This is a genomic window from Staphylococcus sp. SUC_1.2 (genome assembly GCF_026222585.1).
This window is the reverse complement of the sequence record NZ_JANJPM010000038.1, coordinates 1-18,101: the sequence shown is the minus strand read 5'-3', so window position 1 is coordinate 18,101 and position 18,101 is coordinate 1. Positions and strand designations below refer to the sequence as shown.

General features: G+C 31.9%; 21 protein-coding genes. All 21 read left to right on the top strand.

The features are described from left to right. Positions 1 to 124: 124 nt before the first annotated feature. Positions 125 to 1,462 (top strand): aminotransferase class V-fold PLP-dependent enzyme, encoded by a 1,338-nt coding sequence (locus NR218_RS11140; protein ID WP_017176434.1) that lies wholly within the window; start codon positions 125 to 127, stop codon positions 1,460 to 1,462. Between the two features lies 1 nt (position 1,463). Next, positions 1,464 to 2,081, top strand: coding sequence for a dTMP kinase (tmk, locus tag NR218_RS11135; RefSeq protein WP_017176433.1), 618 nt, complete (start codon positions 1,464 to 1,466; stop codon positions 2,079 to 2,081). A 27-nt stretch (positions 2,082 to 2,108) separates the two neighbouring features. Continuing rightward, complete coding sequence (locus tag NR218_RS11130; protein WP_002455851.1) at positions 2,109 to 2,438, top strand: cyclic-di-AMP receptor; 330 nt, start codon at positions 2,109 to 2,111, stop codon at positions 2,436 to 2,438. Positions 2,439 to 2,615: 177 nt separating this feature from the next. Next, positions 2,616 to 3,542: a DNA polymerase III subunit delta' C-terminal domain-containing protein gene (locus tag NR218_RS11125; protein WP_019835402.1), complete on the top strand. Its 927-nt coding sequence runs from the start codon at positions 2,616 to 2,618 to the stop codon at positions 3,540 to 3,542. Beyond that, positions 3,543 to 4,346: a PSP1 domain-containing protein gene (locus tag NR218_RS11120; RefSeq protein WP_017176431.1), complete on the top strand. Its 804-nt coding sequence runs from the start codon at positions 3,543 to 3,545 to the stop codon at positions 4,344 to 4,346. Positions 4,347 to 4,362: 16 nt separating this feature from the next. Next, the gene (yabA, locus tag NR218_RS11115; RefSeq protein ID WP_017176430.1) at positions 4,363 to 4,755 is read left to right on the top strand and encodes a DNA replication initiation control protein YabA; all 393 of its coding nucleotides are present in this window, start codon (positions 4,363 to 4,365) and stop codon (positions 4,753 to 4,755) included. Between the two features lie 121 nt (positions 4,756 to 4,876). Beyond that, positions 4,877 to 5,602 (top strand): tRNA1(Val) (adenine(37)-N6)-methyltransferase, encoded by a 726-nt coding sequence (locus NR218_RS11110; RefSeq protein WP_019835400.1) that lies wholly within the window; start codon positions 4,877 to 4,879, stop codon positions 5,600 to 5,602. Next, positions 5,595 to 5,843, top strand: a complete 249-nt coding sequence (locus tag NR218_RS11105; protein ID WP_017176428.1) for a GIY-YIG nuclease family protein — start codon at positions 5,595 to 5,597, stop codon at positions 5,841 to 5,843. Before NR218_RS11110 ends, NR218_RS11105 begins: the two co-directional genes overlap by 8 nt. Position 5,844: 1 nt before the next feature. Beyond that, complete coding sequence (rsmI, locus tag NR218_RS11100) at positions 5,845 to 6,687, top strand: 16S rRNA (cytidine(1402)-2'-O)-methyltransferase (protein ID WP_017176427.1); 843 nt, start codon at positions 5,845 to 5,847, stop codon at positions 6,685 to 6,687. A gap of 238 nt (positions 6,688 to 6,925) precedes the next feature. Then, positions 6,926 to 8,902, top strand: a complete 1,977-nt coding sequence (metG, locus tag NR218_RS11095) for a methionine--tRNA ligase (RefSeq protein WP_265848545.1) — start codon at positions 6,926 to 6,928, stop codon at positions 8,900 to 8,902. Positions 8,903 to 8,925: 23 nt separating this feature from the next. Further along, positions 8,926 to 9,696, top strand: a complete 771-nt coding sequence (locus NR218_RS11090; protein WP_017176425.1) for a TatD family hydrolase — start codon at positions 8,926 to 8,928, stop codon at positions 9,694 to 9,696. Between the two features lie 148 nt (positions 9,697 to 9,844). Continuing rightward, positions 9,845 to 10,393: a ribonuclease M5 gene (gene rnmV / locus NR218_RS11085; RefSeq protein WP_025987191.1), complete on the top strand. Its 549-nt coding sequence runs from the start codon at positions 9,845 to 9,847 to the stop codon at positions 10,391 to 10,393. Positions 10,394 to 10,395: 2 nt separating this feature from the next. Next, positions 10,396 to 11,286 (top strand): 16S rRNA (adenine(1518)-N(6)/adenine(1519)-N(6))-dimethyltransferase RsmA, encoded by an 891-nt coding sequence (rsmA, locus tag NR218_RS11080; RefSeq protein WP_019835397.1) that lies wholly within the window; start codon positions 10,396 to 10,398, stop codon positions 11,284 to 11,286. A 99-nt stretch (positions 11,287 to 11,385) separates the two neighbouring features. Beyond that, positions 11,386 to 11,649, top strand: a complete 264-nt coding sequence (veg, locus tag NR218_RS11075) for a biofilm formation stimulator Veg (RefSeq protein WP_002449940.1) — start codon at positions 11,386 to 11,388, stop codon at positions 11,647 to 11,649. 276 nt (positions 11,650 to 11,925) lie between these two features. After that, the gene (gene ispE, locus NR218_RS11070) at positions 11,926 to 12,774 is read left to right on the top strand and encodes a 4-(cytidine 5'-diphospho)-2-C-methyl-D-erythritol kinase (protein WP_017176422.1); all 849 of its coding nucleotides are present in this window, start codon (positions 11,926 to 11,928) and stop codon (positions 12,772 to 12,774) included. A 14-nt stretch (positions 12,775 to 12,788) separates the two neighbouring features. After that, a complete protein-coding gene (gene purR / locus NR218_RS11065; protein WP_002449943.1) occupies positions 12,789 to 13,613 on the top strand; it encodes a pur operon repressor in 825 nt (274 codons plus the stop codon). Positions 13,614 to 13,628: 15 nt separating this feature from the next. Continuing rightward, positions 13,629 to 14,009 carry a RidA family protein gene (locus NR218_RS11060; RefSeq protein ID WP_002449962.1) on the top strand — a complete coding sequence of 127 codons (381 nt, stop codon included), beginning with the start codon at positions 13,629 to 13,631 and terminating at the stop codon, positions 14,007 to 14,009. A 68-nt stretch (positions 14,010 to 14,077) separates the two neighbouring features. Continuing rightward, positions 14,078 to 14,389, top strand: coding sequence for a septation regulator SpoVG (gene spoVG / locus NR218_RS11055; RefSeq protein WP_002449945.1), 312 nt, complete (start codon positions 14,078 to 14,080; stop codon positions 14,387 to 14,389). Positions 14,390 to 14,651: 262 nt separating this feature from the next. Beyond that, positions 14,652 to 16,007: a bifunctional UDP-N-acetylglucosamine diphosphorylase/glucosamine-1-phosphate N-acetyltransferase GlmU gene (gene glmU, locus NR218_RS11050; RefSeq protein ID WP_049413888.1), complete on the top strand. Its 1,356-nt coding sequence runs from the start codon at positions 14,652 to 14,654 to the stop codon at positions 16,005 to 16,007. A 211-nt stretch (positions 16,008 to 16,218) separates the two neighbouring features. Further along, positions 16,219 to 17,184: a ribose-phosphate diphosphokinase gene (locus NR218_RS11045; protein ID WP_002449951.1), complete on the top strand. Its 966-nt coding sequence runs from the start codon at positions 16,219 to 16,221 to the stop codon at positions 17,182 to 17,184. A 172-nt stretch (positions 17,185 to 17,356) separates the two neighbouring features. Further along, the gene (locus NR218_RS11040) at positions 17,357 to 18,022 is read left to right on the top strand and encodes a 50S ribosomal protein L25/general stress protein Ctc (protein WP_017176420.1); all 666 of its coding nucleotides are present in this window, start codon (positions 17,357 to 17,359) and stop codon (positions 18,020 to 18,022) included. The last annotated feature ends 79 nt before the right edge of the window (positions 18,023 to 18,101 follow it).

Genomic DNA, 18,101 nt, shown 5'->3' with positions numbered 1-18,101 from the left:
AAAAGTGCTTGGAGCTAATGAATTGAGAAGAGATCAAACAACAGAAGTTGTAGCGTTTCTTTTATTTTTTTAAATTATCTATTAAAATAGGAGATATTTAAAGATATATGAGGAGAGGACTTAATTGAAATTACCTATCACTCAAAAACTTGATGATTTAATTCATCATCATGCTATCTCATTACATGTTCCAGGACATAAAAATATGACTATCGGTTATTTAGATGCATTATCTTTGAAAATGGATATGACTGAAATCACGGGTCTAGATGATTTACATCATCCAGAAGATACTATTTTAGAAAGTATGAATCGTGTGAATAAGCATCCTAATTATGATGCTTATTATTTAGTTAATGGTACAACTTCAGGCATTTTATCAGTTATACAAGCATTTACTCATATAAAAGGTCGTTATCTAATTAGCCGTAATGTACATAAATCAGTTTTTAATGCTTTAGATTTAACTCAACAGTCTGCAGATATTTTGCCTATGTACAGAAGTGATAAAAGTTACCAGTATTTAGCGCCTTTGATTGATACTAAAATGTTACGACATCAAAAACTCGCTGTCGTTACTTATCCAAATTATTATGGAGAATGCTTTGATATCAATCAGTGTGTTAAACAATTTCACGATTACAATATACCTGTTTTAATTGATGAGGCTCATGGTGCCCATTTTAATTTGAAACACTTTCCTAAATCAGCTTTAGAATCAGAAGCTGACTATGTTGTTCAATCGTATCACAAAACTTTGCCTACGCTTACTATGGGATCAGTATTATTTATTCATAAAAATGCACCTTTGAAAGATGAAGTTATTAAATATTTAGGTATTTTTCAAACTTCTAGTCCATCTTATTTAGTAATGTCGAGCATTGAACTAGCGCATCAATTTTATAATTCTTATGACAGTAGTCTCTTTTTCGAAAAAAGAAAACAATTTATTGAAACGTTAAGACAACAGCATTTTGAAGTTATTGAAGTCGAGGATCCATTAAAGCTTATTGTTCGAGCAAATGGGCATACGGGTTTTGAAGTACAACGTTATTTTGAAAAGAATCATATTTATATTGAATTAGCTGATGATTATCAAATACTCATTGTCTTACCATTGTGGCATTTTAATGATAGATATCCTTTCGAAACATTACTGCATAGAATAAAAACTATAAAATTACCTAAAAAAGCAAAAGAAAAGCTAGAGCCGGTTTTATTGCCGCTAGAAAAAAGTGTTTATGTATCAAAGTATATTAATCATGCATATTGGATAAATATTAATAAAGCACAAGATAAAGTATTAGCTCAACATATTGTGCCTTATCCTCCTGGAATTCCTGTGTTTTGGAAAGGAGAAAAAGTGACTAAAAATATGATAAAATTGATGCAATATTATCTTTCACATAGTGTACGTGTTGAAGGTATTAAAAACGATAAAATATTAGTTAAGGATGAATAATATGGCTGCATTTATAACGTTTGAAGGGCCTGAAGGTTCTGGGAAAACTACAGTGTTAAATCAGATTAATAAGTTGTTATCTGAAAATTATAATGTTATTTCTACTAGAGAACCAGGTGGAGTATCTACGGGGGAAGAAATACGTAATATCTTACTAGATGGTGAAAATATTGATATACGTACAGAAGCATTGTTATTTGCAGCATCTAGAAGAGAACATTTGGTTGAAAAAGTGATACCCGCTTTAAAAAATAATAAAGTAGTTTTATGTGATCGATATATTGACAGTTCTTTAGCATATCAAGGGCATGCACGGGGTATAGGTATAGAAGAAGTTAAAAAAATAAATGAATTTGCAATTAATGGACTTTATCCAGATTTAACAATTTATCTTGATATTGATGCTGAAGTGGGGAGAGAACGAATACTAAAAAATCAAAGAAGTCAGAATCGATTAGATAAAGAAACACTAACTTTTCATCAAAAAGTAATTGAGGGATATAAAACATTAATTAAAACTAATCCTGAGCGTTTTAAAGTAGTTGATGCTACACAAAACATCGAAAGTGTCGTAAGTGATACGTATGAGATCATTTTAAGTTACTTAAAAAACTTATGATATAATAATATGTAGAGGTGTATTAAAATGAAAATGATTATAGCGATCGTTCAAGATCAAGATAGTCAAGAACTTTCAGACCAACTCGTAAAAAACAATTTTAGAGCTACTAAACTAGCAACAACTGGTGGCTTCTTAAGAGCAGGAAATACAACATTCTTATGTGGTGTAGATGATGAACGTGTTGATGAAGCGTTAACCGTCATTGATAATACGTGTGGTAATAGAGATCAACTTGTTTCACCAATGACGCCAATGGGTGGTAGTGCAGACTCTTACATACCTTATCCTGTTGAAGTTGAAGTTGGAGGCGCTACAGTATTTGTAATGCCAGTAGAAAAATTCCACAGATTCTAAGCTTAATTTAACAATTAAATAAAGTTTTAAAAGATAATTTTCAAAGAGCCTGAAACATATTTTTTATGTTATCGGCTCTTTATCATATACATCATAATTAATTGCTAAATGATAAATGCGACTGAAAAATTTAATGATATAATTTTAAAATGAACTATGAATAGGGAGTATGCAAATATGGAGGAATTACAAAAATTAGCTAATGCGTTTCATTCGAATAAATTATCACATGCCTATTTATTTGAAGGTGATGATGCACAATCAATGAAACATGTAGCAATGGAATTTGCACAACTTATTCTTTGTAATGGAAATGAACAATGTGAGTTGAAATTGCGTAATTTTAATCATCCTGATTTTACATATATATCCTCTGAAGAATCTACTATAAAAAAAGAACAAATTGAACAACTTGTACGCCAAATGAACCAATTACCTATTGAAGGTACATATAAAGTTTATATCATAGAAGACTTTGAAAAGTTAACAGTTCAAGGTGAAAATAGTATCTTAAAATTTTTAGAGGAACCTCCAGAAAATACTATTGCAATTTTAATTTCTACTAAACCAGAACAAATATTAAATACGATTCACTCTAGATGTCAACATATGTATTTTAAACCGAGTGACAAATCGCATTTTATCGATAAACTTGTTGATAATGGTATGAATCGGGCTATTGCTGAAATGTTAAGTTCATATACGACACAAATTGAGGTAGCCAAAGACCTTAATGAAGAGTATGATTTAATTGAATTAAGAAAAGTAATCGTTCATTGGTGCGAATTATTATTAACAAATAAACCAATGGCCTTGATTGGTGTTATTGATGTGTTAAAAAATGCTAAAAATCGAAAACTACAACTTCTTACTTTGTCTGTTATCAATGCTTTTTTTGAAGATATGATGCATGCTAAAGTCGGAATTGAGAACAATTTCATTTTTACTGATCTTAAACCACTAATTAAGGAATACACAACACGATTAACACTTAATCAAATGATATTAATGTATGATCAAATTACAGAAGCACATAAAAAATTGATACAGAATGTGAATCCGATGCTCGTATTTGAACAAATCGTAATTAAAGGTGTGAGTTAAATGCCAAATGTAGTAGGTGTGCAATTTCAAAAAGCAGGTAAATTGGAATATTATGCGCCGAATGATTTAAAATTAGACAGTGAAGACTGGGTTGTAGTCGAATCTAAACGAGGCATTGAAATAGGTATAGTAAAGTTAGCTTCAAAATGTGTAAATGATGAAGATGTGACATTACCGTTAAAAGATATTCTACGTATTGCAACTGAAGAAGATATACAACAATACAATCAAAATGAAGAAGATGCAGAGCAAGCACTAATTTTATGTAAACAGTTAGTGAAAGATCAAGACTTAGATATGCGCTTAGTGAATTGTGAGTATACTTTAGATAAATCGAAAGTCATTTTTAATTTTACTGCTGATGATCGTATCGATTTTAGAAAGTTAGTGAAAGTATTAGCTCAAAATTTAAGAACACGTATTGAACTTAGACAAATTGGCGTTCGTGATGAAGCAAAACTACTAGGTGGAATTGGACCGTGTGGACGTTCATTATGTTGTTCAACATTTTTAGGAGATTTTCAACCGGTATCTATCAAAATGGCAAAAGATCAAAATTTATCATTAAATCCAACTAAAATTTCTGGTGCATGTGGACGTTTAATGTGTTGTCTTAAATATGAAAATGATTATTATGAGGAAGCTCGTGCACAATTACCAGATGTAGGCGATGAAATTCATACACCGGAAGGTACTGGACAAGTTGTAGGATTAAATATATTAGATATTTCGATGCAAGTGAAGATTGATGGTTTAGAGCAACCTTTAGAATATAAAATGGAGGAATTAGCTACATTTAATTAAGGAGAGTGTCTTTCTTTTGAATCGCAATGATTTATTCGAAAAAATTGTAAAATTAGAAAGTAACGTTAATGTATTAACTCAAGAGATGACTGAACTTAAATCTTTAGCTATTCAATTGATAGAAGAAAATGTAACGTTACAAGTAGAAAACGATAATTTAAAAGCGCTAATGGCTAAAAGTGAACAAGATGTTGAATCAACAAAAGTCAATAGTGAAAGTCAACATAATAAAAAATCAAATGAAAATGACTTTAAAAGTGCAATTAAAAATGTAAAAAAACCTTTACCAAGTAAAGACAATTTAGCTGTTTTGTATAGTGAAGGTTTTCATATTTGTAATGGCGAATTATTTGGTAAACATCGTTATGGTGAAGATTGTTTATTATGCATGAATGTTTTAAATAGTTAAATCCATAACAAAGAATGATAAATGGATGGTATAATTTTAATTTTTAGGAGAGATGAATTTCAACACAATAAAATTTCAGATTTTGTGTTGTGATACATCTCTTTTTTAGGAGATAACATATATGTTGAAGGAACAAGAAAGATTAGATGATTTAATTAAGGAGAACTTAAAAATCATTCAAAATGATGAGGTGTTTTCTTTTTCTACTGATGCACTTTTATTAGCACATTTTACTAAAGTACGAAAAAATGATAGCATTCTAGACTTGTGTGCCGGAAATGGTGTTATTGCTTTATTATTATCTGCAAAAAGTCATCAAAAAATAGAAAGTATTGAAATTCAAGAACAGTTGGCAGACATGGCTCAACGAAGCTTTAAATATAATCGATTAGAAGAGCGTTTATCTATGCATAATATGGATTTAAAAGATGTGTATCAAACGTTTAAACCCTCTCAGTTTACATTAATAACCTGTAACCCGCCTTACTTTAAACGTAATCAACTTCATCAACACCAAAAAGAAGCACATAAAATAGCACGACATGAAATTATGTGTAGTTTAGAAGATTGCATGTTTGCAGCACGGCATTTATTAAAACAGGGTGGACGTCTAGTTATGGTTCATCGTGCTGAACGACTTATGGATGTATTAACTGAAATGAGACAAGCTAATATCGAACCTAAACGTATTGTATTTATTTATAGTAAGCATGGTAAATCAGCAGTCACTATTGTTGTTGAAGGAAGAAAAAATGGTAATCAAGGTCTAGAGATTGCACCACCATTTTATATTTACAATGAAAATGGCGAATATAGTGAGCAAATGAAAGAGGTTTATTATGGGTAGTCACTTTGTATATATCGTACGTTGCAGTGATAACAGTTTATATACAGGGTATACGAATAATATTGAGGCACGTATAAATAAACACAATGCTGGGAAAGGTGCTAAATATACAAAAATAAGACGTCCGGTAGTGTTAGTATATCAAGAAATGTACGAGACAAAATCAGAAGCTTTACGTAGAGAATATGAAATTAAGACATTTACAAGACAAAGAAAACTAAAATTGATTGAGGAGGGATAATATGGCAACTTTATACTTAGTAGGGACACCGATAGGTAATTTAAGTGACATTACATTTCGAGCAATCGAAACGTTAAAACAGGTAGATATCATTGCGTGTGAAGATACGAGAGTAACTAAAAAGTTATGTAACCACTATGATATTACTACTCCATTAAAATCATATCATGAACATAATAAAGAGCAACAGACAGATTATTTAATTCAATTACTTAAAGAAGAAAATAATATTGCGCTTGTATCAGATGCAGGGTTGCCGTTAATTAGCGATCCAGGATATGAACTTGTTGTTGAAGCACATAAACATAACATTGCTGTAGAAACCATTCCAGGACCTAATGCAGGATTAACTGCACTAATGGCAAGTGGTTTACCTTCATTTACATATACTTTTTTAGGCTTCTTGCCACGAAAAGAAAAAGAAAAAGTGAATATTTTATCTCAACGAATGTATCAAGATAGTACTTTAATCATTTATGAGTCTCCATTTAGAGTGATTGATACACTAAAAGCGATTATTAAAGTAGATGCAAAAAGACGTGTAGCAGTAGGTCGTGAACTTACTAAAAAATTTGAACAAGTGGTTATGTTTGAAGTATCACAATTATTAGAAGCAATTGAAAATCAAGAGATTCCACAAAAGGGAGAATTTGTGATTTTAATTGAGGGGGCCAAAGCTCAAGAAACAAAGCAATGGTTTGAAGATGTAACGATTATAGATCATGTTAATCATTATATTGAGACTCAAAATTTAAAACCTAAGAAAGCGATAAAAGTAGTCGCAGAAGAACGACAGATGAAAACAAGTGAGATTTATGATATTTATCATAATATTAAATCGTAAAATTAATAAAAACTTGTATCATAGTGATAGAAAAATACCATAAAATATTAATTTATGGTAATGTTAATAAGATACGACAATGTATATTCTATATGGGTTATAATGAATAAGATAGATGTTTTATGATGATGTGTCGTCACAAACGTTATATTAAATATTCATTAGAAAATAATTAAAAATTTAGATAAAATTTAAAGTGAACTAGTCATTAAGACATGAACGAAAGGGAGGACTACTGATGGCGAAAGAAACATTTTATATTACAACCCCTATTTATTATCCTAGTGGTAATCTGCATATCGGTCACGCATATTCTACAGTTGCTGGTGATGTAATTGCACGATATAAACGTATGCAAGGATATGATGTTCGTTATCTTACAGGTACAGACGAACATGGTCAAAAAATCCAAGAAAAAGCGCAAAAAGCAGGAAAAACAGAATTAGAGTATTTAGATGAAATGATTGCTGGAATCAAACGTTTATGGGCTAAATTGGAAATCTCAAATGATGATTTTATTAGAACTACAGAAGAACGTCATAAACAAGTGGTAGAAAAAGTATTTGAACGTTTATTAAAACAAGGTGATATTTATCTTGGTGAATATGAGGGATGGTATTCTGTCCCTGATGAAACGTATTATACTGAATCTCAACTTGTAGACCCTGTTTACGAAAATGGTAAAATCGCAGGTGGTAAAAGTCCAGATTCTGGACATGAAGTTGAATTAGTTAAAGAAGAAAGTTATTTCTTTAATATTAATAAATATACAGATCGTTTATTAGAATTTTACGATGCTAATCCTGATTTTATTCAACCTCCATCTAGAAAAAATGAAATGATTAATAACTTTATTAAACCAGGATTAGAAGACTTAGCAGTTTCACGTACGTCATTTGATTGGGGGGTAAGAGTTCCATCTAACCCTAAACATGTAGTTTATGTATGGATTGATGCTTTAGTAAACTATATTTCTTCTCTTGGATATTTATCAGATGATGATTCATTATTCCAAAAATATTGGCCAGCAGATGTACATTTAATGGCAAAAGAAATTGTTCGTTTCCATTCTATTATTTGGCCTATCTTACTTATGGCTCTTGATTTACCTTTACCGAAAAAAGTATTCGCGCACGGATGGATTTTAATGAAAGATGGAAAAATGAGTAAATCTAAAGGTAATGTAGTAGATCCTAATGTTCTCATTGATCGTTATGGTTTAGATGCTACACGCTATTACTTAATGCGTGAATTACCATTCGGATCTGACGGCGTATTTACTCCGGAGGCATTTGTTGAACGTACTAATTTCGACTTAGCAAATGATTTAGGTAACTTAGTTAACCGTACGATTTCTATGATTAATAAATATTTCCAAGGAGAGCTCCCTGCATATCAAGGACCAAAACATGAATTGGATGAAGATATGGAAGCATTAGCACTTGAAACTGTGAAGAACTTTCATGACAATATGGAAAGTTTCCAATTCTCAGTAGCATTATCTACAGTTTGGAAGTTAATAAGTCGAACAAATAAATATATCGATGAAACCACTCCATGGGTTTTAGCTAAAGATGAAAGTCAAAAAGATATGTTAGGAAATGTAATGGCACACTTAGTTGAAAATATTCGTTTTGCGACTGTATTATTGCGCCCATTCTTAACACATGCGCCTAAAGAAATTTTCAAACAATTGAATATTAATAATTCAGATTTATACGAATTATCAAGTTTAGAGCATTATGGTGCATTACAAGAACCAATTATGGTTACTGAAAAACCTTCTCCAATCTTCCCAAGATTAGATTCAGAGGATGAAATTGCATTTATTAAAGAATCAATGCAACCACCTAAATCTAATGAAGATGATAAAGAAGAAGTACCAAGTAAATCGCAAATTGATATTAAAGATTTTGATAAAGTTGAAATTAAAGCTGCAACTGTTATTGATGCAGAAAATGTACCGAAATCAGATAAATTATTAAAAATACAAGTTGATTTAGGAGCAGAACAACGTCAGATTGTTTCAGGTATTGCGAAATTCTATCGTTCAGAAGATATTATTGGCAAAAAAGTGGCTGTTGTAACTAACCTAAAGCCAGCAAAATTAATGGGGCACAAATCTGAAGGTATGATATTATCAGCTGAAAAAGATAAAGTATTAACGTTAGTAAGCTTACCGAGTGCAATTCCAAATGGTGCAATTATAAAATAAATATAGCCGTTAGGAGAGATAAAATGTTAATAGATACACATGTTCATTTAAATGACGAACAATATGATGAAGATTTAAGTGAAGTGATATCTCGTGCAAGAGAAGCAGGCGTTGACCGTATGTTTGTCGTGGGATTTGATACTAAGACAATTGAACGTACTATGGAACTGATTGATGAATATGACTTTATTTATGGTATTATCGGTTGGCATCCTGTAGATGCAATAGATTTTACTGAAGAACGTTTAGAATGGATTGAATCATTAGCTCAGCATCCTAAAATTATCGGTATTGGAGAAATGGGATTAGATTATCATTGGGATAAATCTCCAGCTGATGTTCAAAAAGAAGTGTTTAGAAAGCAAATTGCTTTAGCTAAACGCGTTAAGTTACCTATTGTCATTCATAATCGTGAAGCAACTCAAGATTGTGTAGATATTTTAATGGAAGAACATGCAGAAGAAGTTGGAGGCATTATGCATAGTTTTAGTGCATCACCTGAAATTGCAGATGTCATTATTAATAAACTTAATTTCTATGTGTCATTAGGCGGACCAGTCACATTCAAAAATGCAAAACAACCTAAAGAGGTCGCTAAACATGTTCCAATGGATCGCTTATTAGTTGAAACAGATGCACCTTATTTATCTCCACATCCTTATAGAGGAAAACGTAATGAACCTGAACGTGTCACGCTTGTTGCACAACAAATTGCAGATTTACGTGATATGACATACGAAGAGGTATGTCGTCAAACTACAGAAAATGCAGAAAGATTATTTAACTTAAATTAATAATCCTCAGTATGAGAAAGATGTAAAACATCATCTATCGTAATGCTATCTAATAGTGAATGACGATAATATGTGCATCTTTCTCATTTTTTATAGTATAACCGTTATAATAGAAATGAGATTAAGTGAAAGGTAATGGTAAATGAATATGAGAATAAATGAATTTATCGTTGTCGAAGGCAGAGATGACACAGAACGAGTTAAAACAGCTGTGGAATGTGATACGATTGAAACAAATGGAAGTGCCATTAATAGAGAAACGTTAGCAGTGATTCAGAATGCTCAAGAAACAAGAGGCGTGATTGTATTAACTGATCCTGACTTTCCAGGTGATAGAATTAGAAATATTATTACTGAACACGTACCAGGAGTTAAACATGCCTATGTCGATCGTGAAAAAGCGAAAAATAAGCGTGGAAAAATTGGGATAGAACATACACATCCTGAAGATATAAAGAAAGCCTTAATGCATGTGAGTTCTCCTTTTGAAGAAGGAGAGGAGTCGATAGATAAAAGTGTATTAATTGATTTAGGTTTAATTATTGGTAAAGATGCGAGACGTAAGAGAGAGATACTTGGACGTAAATTGCATATTGGACATTCTAATGGCAAACAATTACTAAAAAAATTAAATGCTTTTGGTTATACTGAAGAAGACGTACGACGTGCATTATCAATGGATAAGGAGAATAATTAAAGATGGATAGAAAAGATATAGCTACACCTTCTAGAACAAAAGAACTATTAAATCAATTTGACTTTAATTTTAAGAAAAGCTTAGGTCAAAATTTCTTAGTAGATGTTAATATTATTCATAAAATTATTGATGCAAGTCATATTGATAAGTCGACAGGTGTAATTGAAGTGGGCCCTGGTATGGGCTCATTAACAGAACAACTCGCTAAAAGTGCTAAAAAAGTGTTGTCATTTGAAATCGATCAACGTCTAATTCCAGTTTTAAAAGAAACACTTCATCCCTACGACAATGTAACAATTATAAATGAAGATATATTAAAAGCTGATATAGCTGCATCTGTGAACACGTATTTAAATGATTGCGATAAAATTATGGTAGTAGCGAATTTACCTTACTATATTACGACTCCGATTTTACTTAATTTAATGCAACAAGATATTCCCATTGATGGTTATGTAGTGATGATGCAAAAAGAAGTTGGAGAGCGTTTAAATGCAGAAGTAGGTACAAAAGCATATGGTTCTTTATCTATTGTGACTCAATATTACACAGAAACGAGTAAAGTACTCACTGTCCCTAAATCAGTGTTTATGCCGCCACCAAATGTTGACTCGATTGTTGTAAAATTGATGCAAAGAGAGGAACCTCTTGTTTCAGTAGACGATGAACAAGCTTTCTTTAAACTTGCAAAAGCTGCTTTTGCTCAAAGACGTAAAACGATTAATAATAACTATCAGAATTTCTTTAAAGATGGTAAAAAATATAAATCACAAATTCATCAATGGTTAGAAAACGCAAATATTGATCCTAAACGTCGTGGAGAAACCCTTTCTATACAAGATTTTGCACGATTGTATGAAGAAAAGAAAAATTTCCCAGAATTAGAAAATTAAATTGTTGACAAAGTGTCGCTACCTTGATAAAATTTAAATTTTATTTGACATATTACTTCAAAATGTGATATTATGTAACCTGTAGCGAGGTGGAGCAATATGCCAAAATCAATTTTGGACATCAAAAATTCTATTGATTGTCATTTAGGAAATCGTATTGTACTTAAAGCCAACGGTGGTCGAAAAAAAACAATCGAACGTTGTGGAGTGTTAAAAGAGACATATCCTTCAGTATTTATTGTTGAATTAGATCAAGATAAGCATAATTTTGAAAGAGTGTCGTATACATATACGGATGTTCTTACAGAGAATGTACAAGTTTCATTTGAAGAGGATAATCATCAAGAAGTAGTTGCACACTAAATTCGAACATATAAATATAGAGTTGTTTAGTGTACTACAAACTCTATCATTAAAAACATATTGGGTGTTGGGCTGTTTAAGTTCAACACTCTTTTTAATTCTTAATCTCTTTTAATAAAATAATAATTTAAATAAATCAAGATTTGCAGTTGAAATTAAGATCATTTATCTCCTAATTTATTAACTTTTAATTATAATTTATAATGTAACTATCAAATATTTTAAGTCTTTATGTTAAAATCATTTTAATACTATTGATGAAGAGAGGGCGGAAAAATGATATATGAAACGGCACCAGCCAAAATTAATTTGACGCTCGATACACTTTTCAAAAGAAATGATGGTTACCATGAAATTGCTATGATAATGACAACAGTAGATCTGAATGATAGATTGTCTTTTCAGAAAAGAAATGATAATAAAATTGTTGTAGATATAGAACATAACTATGTTACTAATGATCATAAAAATCTCGCCTACCAAGCAGCTAAACTGATGATGGAAACATATCAACTTAAACAAGGCGTCACGATTTCGATTGATAAAGATATTCCGGTTTCTGCTGGATTAGCTGGGGGATCAGCTGATGCTGCTGCTACGATGCGAGGAATTAATCGTTTATATGAATTAGGCGCATCTTTAGAAACACTAAGCCAATTAGGCCTTCAAATTGGGACAGATGTTCCATTTTGCATCTATAATAAAACTGCTATATGTAAAGGGAGAGGCGAAAAAATTAAATTTCTAGACAAACCTCCTTCTGCATGGGTGGTATTAGCAAAACCTAATCTTGGAATATCTTCTCCAGATATTTTTAAAGAACTTAATTTAAAAGAGGATTATGATGTACATACAGAAATGTGTGAAGAAGCGATTAGACAGGGAGATTATATGAAATTGTGTAAGAGTTTATCTAATCGTTTAGAAACCGTTTCTATGTCTATGTATCCAGAAATTAAAAAAATTAAAAATAATATGTTGCGTTGTGGTGCTGATGGAGCACTAATGAGTGGGAGTGGACCTACTGTATATGCATTCGCTCAAAAGGAGAGCCAAGCAAAGAAAGTATATAATGCTGTAAATGGCTGTTGTAACGAAGTGTATTTAGTAAGATTATTAGGATAGAAAGGCTGGAACTTATGAGGTATAAAAGAAGTGAACGTATTGTCTTTATGACACAATATTTAATGAACCATCCAAATCAGTTAATTCCATTAACTTTTTTTGTGAAAAAATTTAAACAAGCGAAGTCATCGATTAGTGAAGACGTTCAAATCATCAAAAATACGTTCCAAAAAGAAAAATTGGGAACTGTAATTACAACAGCTGGCGCAAGCGGCGGTGTAACCTATAAGCCGATGATGAGCAAAGAAGAAGCAATCGAAATTATAGAAGAAATCATTACGATGCTACAAGAAAAAGAGCGCTTATTACCAGGTGGATATTTATTTTTATCGGACTTAGTTGGTAACCCATCATTACTTAATAAAGTAGGGAAACTCATTGCTAGTATTTACATGGATGAGAAACTAGATGCAGTAGTAACTATCGCAACGAAAGGGATATCACTTGCCAATGCAGTAGCAAACGTATTAAATTTACCTGTAGTAGTTATTAGAAAAGACAATAAAGTTACTGAAGGTTCTACGGTCTCCATTAACTATGTTTCAGGCTCATCAAGAAAAATTGAAACGATGGTCTTATCGAAACGCACATTAGCCGAAAACTCAAATGTGTTAGTTGTAGATGACTTTATGAGAGCAGGCGGTTCAATAAATGGTGTAATGAATCTTATGAATGAGTTTAAAGCAGAGGTGAAAGGGGTATCTGTACTAGTAGAATCAAAAGAAGTAAAACAAAGATTGATTGAGGATTATACTTCTTTAGTCAAATTATCAGATGTTGACGAATATAATCAAGAATTTAAAGTTGAACCTGGTAATATCTTGTCTAAATTTTCTTAAAAGGAGTTATACACCATGAAAACAATTAATACTAATAAAGCACCTGAAGCGTTAGGACCATATTCTCATGCAATGGTCGTGAATAATTTAGTATTCACATCAGGACAAATTCCATTAGATACTGAAGGAAACATCGTAAGTAGCGATGTCAAAGAACAAACAAAACAAGTATTAGAAAATTTATCTGTTGTACTTGAAGAAGCAGGTTCTGATTTAAACTCTGTTGTAAAAGCAACTATTTTTATTTCTGATATGAATGAATTTCAACAAATTAATGAAGTTTATGGTAGCTACTTTAATGAGCATCAACCTGCGCGAAGTTGCGTAGAAGTGTCTCGCCTACCAAAAGACGTTAAAGTTGAAATTGAATTAGTAGGTAAAGTTAAAGGAATATAATTTACTTAATTAACACATTGTCATGCTTCTAACCACACAAAGATATATATACTAGGGGGGCTCACTGCATGAAAGTGACAGATGTAAGACTTAGAAAAATACAAACAGATGGCAGAATGAAAGCACTCGTTTCTATCACATTAGACGAAGCTTTCGTAATTCATGATTTACGCGTAATCGAAGGCAACTCAGGTCTTTTCGTTGCTATGCCAAGCAAACGTACACCAGATGGTGAATTCCGCGATATCGCACATCCAATCAATTCAGAAATGAGACAAGAAATACAGGATGCTGTGATGAAAGTATATGATGAAACTGACGAAGTGATTCCAGATAAAAATGCTTCATCAGACGTAACAGAAGAATCAGACGAAGCTTAAAATAACAAAAATCAAATCATATTTTTGATAATGGTTATTTTATTAATTATGTAAGCTAAATGACGTGGGGACGAAACTCTAAATTCAAACTTGAATTTTGTTTCGTGCCCATTTTTATTGTTTTATCGATATTTTTTGAAAATTAAATGTATGATGCAAATAATTAAACTCTGTTTACAAAATTTGTTAAATCTTGAAACTATAAGTTGAGTTAAATTATAATTACTTGTGAAGTGCAAATTTTATTGGAGGATTATTATTCATGCAAAGAAATGCAATCATATTAGCAGCTGGAAAAGGAACACGAATGAAATCAAAGAAATATAAAGTGTTACATGAGGTTGCTGGTAAACCAATGGTTGAACATGTACTGACAAATGTTAAAAAAGCGGGCGTAAATCAAATCGTCACTATCGTAGGTCACGGGGCAGAACAAGTAAAAGAGACATTAGGTAATCAGTCATTATATAGTTATCAAAATGAACAATTAGGAACTGCACATGCAGTTAAAATGGCAGAAGAACATTTACATACTCAAGAAGGTACAACATTAGTAGTATGTGGAGATACACCACTTATTACTTCAGAAACTTTACAACGTTTAATTGCACACCATGAAGAAACACAAGCACAAGTTACTGTTTTATCGGCTACAGCTCAGACGCCTTTCGGGTATGGGCGAATCGTACGTGATCAAAATCATCACCTTAATCGCATTGTAGAAGAAAAAGATGCAACAAATGCTCAAAAAGACATCAATGAAATCAGCTCAGGTATATTTGCATTTGATAATAAAACGTTATTCGAAAAACTTAAACAAGTTAAAAATGATAATGCACAGGGTGAATATTATTTACCTGACGTCGTTACTTTAATTTTAGAAGATAATGGAAAAGCAGAAGTGTATCATACTGATGACTTTGATGAAATTATGGGTGTAAATGATCGAATCATGTTAAGTCATGCTGAAAAAGCGTTGCAACATCGTATTAATCATCATCATATGAGAAATGGTGTTACAATCATTGATCCAATCACTACATTTATAGGTCCAGATGTAGAGATAGGTATGGATACTGTTATTGAGCCAGGCGTACGTATCAATGGAAAAACATTCATTGGTGAAGATACACACGTTGGTCAATATTCAGAAATTAACAACAGTCGTATTGGCAATAAAGTTCATATTATACAATCAGTCATCAATGATTCTAGTGTAGGAAATAAGACCAAAGTTGGTCCATTTGCTCAATTAAGACCTGGTTCAAATCTAGGTGCTGAAGTTAAAGTGGGTAACTTTGTAGAAGTTAAGAAAGCAGAATTAAAAGATGGTGCAAAAGTATCACACTTAAGTTATATTGGCGATGCAGAAGTTGGTGAACGTACAAATATTGGTTGTGGTTCAATCACTGTTAATTATGATGGAGTAAATAAATTTAAAACAATCATTGGAAAAGACGCTTTCATTGGTTGTAACACGAATTTGATTGCCCCTGTAACAGTAGGAGATGGCGCTTTAATTGCAGCAGGATCGACGATTACAGATGACATACCTAAAGAAAGCTTAGCATTAGCACGCGCACGTCAAGTAACCAAAGAAGGTTACAATAAAAAATAAAGATTAATATAAGATACAAAAAGACTGTGTCATTTTTCTGTTAAAGGGAATAAATGAATATATAAATATAAAATTTTGAATGTATTACTATCATGCCAAGTTGAGTGATACGTAATAAACATATTATTGGTCAGTTTTTAGTGGAATATAGTAAAAATGCTAGAATTTTTATATAATAGTATTGTCTAAGTAAAAAATTGGAGGACTATAAATGTTAAATAATGAGTACAAAAATTCGTCTTTAAAGATTTTTTCTTTAAAGGGAAATGAACCATTAGCACAAGAGGTTGCTGATCGTGTAGGAATCGAATTAGGGAAATGTTCTGTTAAACGCTTCAGTGACGGTGAAATTCAAATTAATATTGAAGAAAGTATTCGTGGATGTGATGTATTTATCATTCAACCGACTTCTTATCCAGTTAACTTACATTTAATGGAATTATTAATTATGATTGACGCATGTAAACGTGCCTCTGCAGCAAATATCAATATTGTTGTTCCTTATTATGGTTATGCGCGCCAAGATAGAAAAGCGCGTAGTCGTGAACCAATTACTGCAAAATTAGTAGCAAATTTAATTGAAACTGCTGGTGCAAATCGTATGATTGCTTTAGATTTACATGCACCACAAATTCAAGGTTTCTTCGATATTCCAATCGATCACCTAATGGGCGTACCGATTATTGGACAATATTTTGAAAATGATCCTAACATCAACCCAGAAGAATGTGTTGTTGTATCTCCGGATCATGGCGGGGTAACACGCGCACGTAAATTAGCAGACATTTTAAAAACTCCGATTGCTATTATTGATAAACGTCGTCCTAAACCAAACGTGGCAGAAGTGATGAATATCGTTGGTGAAATTGAAGGACGTACAGCTATTATTATCGATGACATTATTGATACGGCAGGAACAATTACTTTAGCTGCTCAAGCATTAAAAGATAAAGGTGCGAAAGATGTATATGCTTGTTGTACACATCCTGTACTCTCAGGTCCTGCAAAAGAACGTATTGAAAATTCAGCGATTAAAGAACTTATTGTTACAAATTCAATCTTACTTGACGATAGTCAAAAACCATCAAACATCAAAGAATTATCTGTAGCTGGTTTAATAGCACAAGCTATTGTTCGTGTATATGAACGTGAGTCAGTAAGTGTATTATTTGACTAAAATTTACAAATGAGTTTGACTTATTATTTTTAAACATGTATAATTTATTCGTTCGTGATTTAACGAATAAATAAACACTTGCAAGCAATATTTAAATTGATGGGCAAGTGAGGAGAAGTTAAGACAATATATTATTATTGTTTCAACTTGAAAATGAAAGGTGGAAATACGAATGGCTTCATTAAAGTCAATCATTCGTCAAGGTAAACAAACTCGTTCTGACCTTAAAAAATTACGTAATACAGGTAAAGTACCTGCTGTTGTTTATGGTTATGGTACTAAAAACACTTCAGTTAAAGTAGATGAAGTTGAATTCATCAAAGTCATCCGTGAAGTTGGACGTAACGGTGTTATTGATTTAGGCGTGGGTTCTAAAACAATTAAAGTTATGGTATCAGATTATCAATTTGATCCACTTAAAAACCAAATTACTCATATCGACTTCTTAGCTATTAACATGACTGAAGAACGTACTGTTGAAGTACCAGTTCAATTAGTTGGTGAAGCAGTTGGCGCTAAAGAAGGCGGCGTAGTTGAACAACCATTATTTGATTTACAAGTTACAGCAACTCCAGAAAATATCCCAGAATCAATTGAAGTAGATATCACTGATTTACAAATAAATGATAGCTATTCAGTTGGGGATATTAAAGTATCTGGTGATTTCACAATTGAAAACGATCCAGAAGAATCTGTTGTTACAGTAGTTCCTCCAACTGATGAACCTTCTGAAGAAGAAATCGAAGCAATGGAAGGTGAATCAGCAACTGAAGAACCTGAAGTAGCTGGTGAAGACAAAGAAGACAAAGAAGACGAAGAAAATAAAGACGAAGAATAATTCGTTGATGACTATGTATTCACTTTAAGTGAGAATGTCTTTAATTAAATTGATAGAAAGAGCCTGATACATGTTCATA

Excerpts from the sequence above, each read along its gene's own strand:
- tmk (WP_017176433.1), top strand. The coding sequence starts at position 1,464 with ATGGCTGCATTTATAACGTTTGAAGGGCCTGAAGGTTCTGGGAAAACT.
- NR218_RS11130 (WP_002455851.1), top strand. The coding sequence starts at position 2,109 with ATGAAAATGATTATAGCGATCGTTCAAGATCAAGATAGTCAAGAACTT.
- NR218_RS11125 (WP_019835402.1), top strand. The coding sequence starts at position 2,616 with ATGGAGGAATTACAAAAATTAGCTAATGCGTTTCATTCGAATAAATTA.
- NR218_RS11120 (WP_017176431.1), top strand. The coding sequence starts at position 3,543 with ATGCCAAATGTAGTAGGTGTGCAATTTCAAAAAGCAGGTAAATTGGAA.
- NR218_RS11110 (WP_019835400.1), top strand. The coding sequence starts at position 4,877 with ATGTTGAAGGAACAAGAAAGATTAGATGATTTAATTAAGGAGAACTTA.
- NR218_RS11105 (WP_017176428.1), top strand. The coding sequence starts at position 5,595 with ATGGGTAGTCACTTTGTATATATCGTACGTTGCAGTGATAACAGTTTA.
- rsmI (WP_017176427.1), top strand. The coding sequence starts at position 5,845 with ATGGCAACTTTATACTTAGTAGGGACACCGATAGGTAATTTAAGTGAC.
- metG (WP_265848545.1), top strand. The coding sequence starts at position 6,926 with ATGGCGAAAGAAACATTTTATATTACAACCCCTATTTATTATCCTAGT.
- NR218_RS11090 (WP_017176425.1), top strand. The coding sequence starts at position 8,926 with ATGTTAATAGATACACATGTTCATTTAAATGACGAACAATATGATGAA.
- rnmV (WP_025987191.1), top strand. The coding sequence starts at position 9,845 with ATGAGAATAAATGAATTTATCGTTGTCGAAGGCAGAGATGACACAGAA.
- rsmA (WP_019835397.1), top strand. The coding sequence starts at position 10,396 with ATGGATAGAAAAGATATAGCTACACCTTCTAGAACAAAAGAACTATTA.
- veg (WP_002449940.1), top strand. The coding sequence starts at position 11,386 with ATGCCAAAATCAATTTTGGACATCAAAAATTCTATTGATTGTCATTTA.
- ispE (WP_017176422.1), top strand. The coding sequence starts at position 11,926 with ATGATATATGAAACGGCACCAGCCAAAATTAATTTGACGCTCGATACA.
- purR (WP_002449943.1), top strand. The coding sequence starts at position 12,789 with ATGAGGTATAAAAGAAGTGAACGTATTGTCTTTATGACACAATATTTA.
- NR218_RS11060 (WP_002449962.1), top strand. The coding sequence starts at position 13,629 with ATGAAAACAATTAATACTAATAAAGCACCTGAAGCGTTAGGACCATAT.
- spoVG (WP_002449945.1), top strand. The coding sequence starts at position 14,078 with ATGAAAGTGACAGATGTAAGACTTAGAAAAATACAAACAGATGGCAGA.
- glmU (WP_049413888.1), top strand. The coding sequence starts at position 14,652 with ATGCAAAGAAATGCAATCATATTAGCAGCTGGAAAAGGAACACGAATG.
- NR218_RS11045 (WP_002449951.1), top strand. The coding sequence starts at position 16,219 with ATGTTAAATAATGAGTACAAAAATTCGTCTTTAAAGATTTTTTCTTTA.
- NR218_RS11040 (WP_017176420.1), top strand. The coding sequence starts at position 17,357 with ATGGCTTCATTAAAGTCAATCATTCGTCAAGGTAAACAAACTCGTTCT.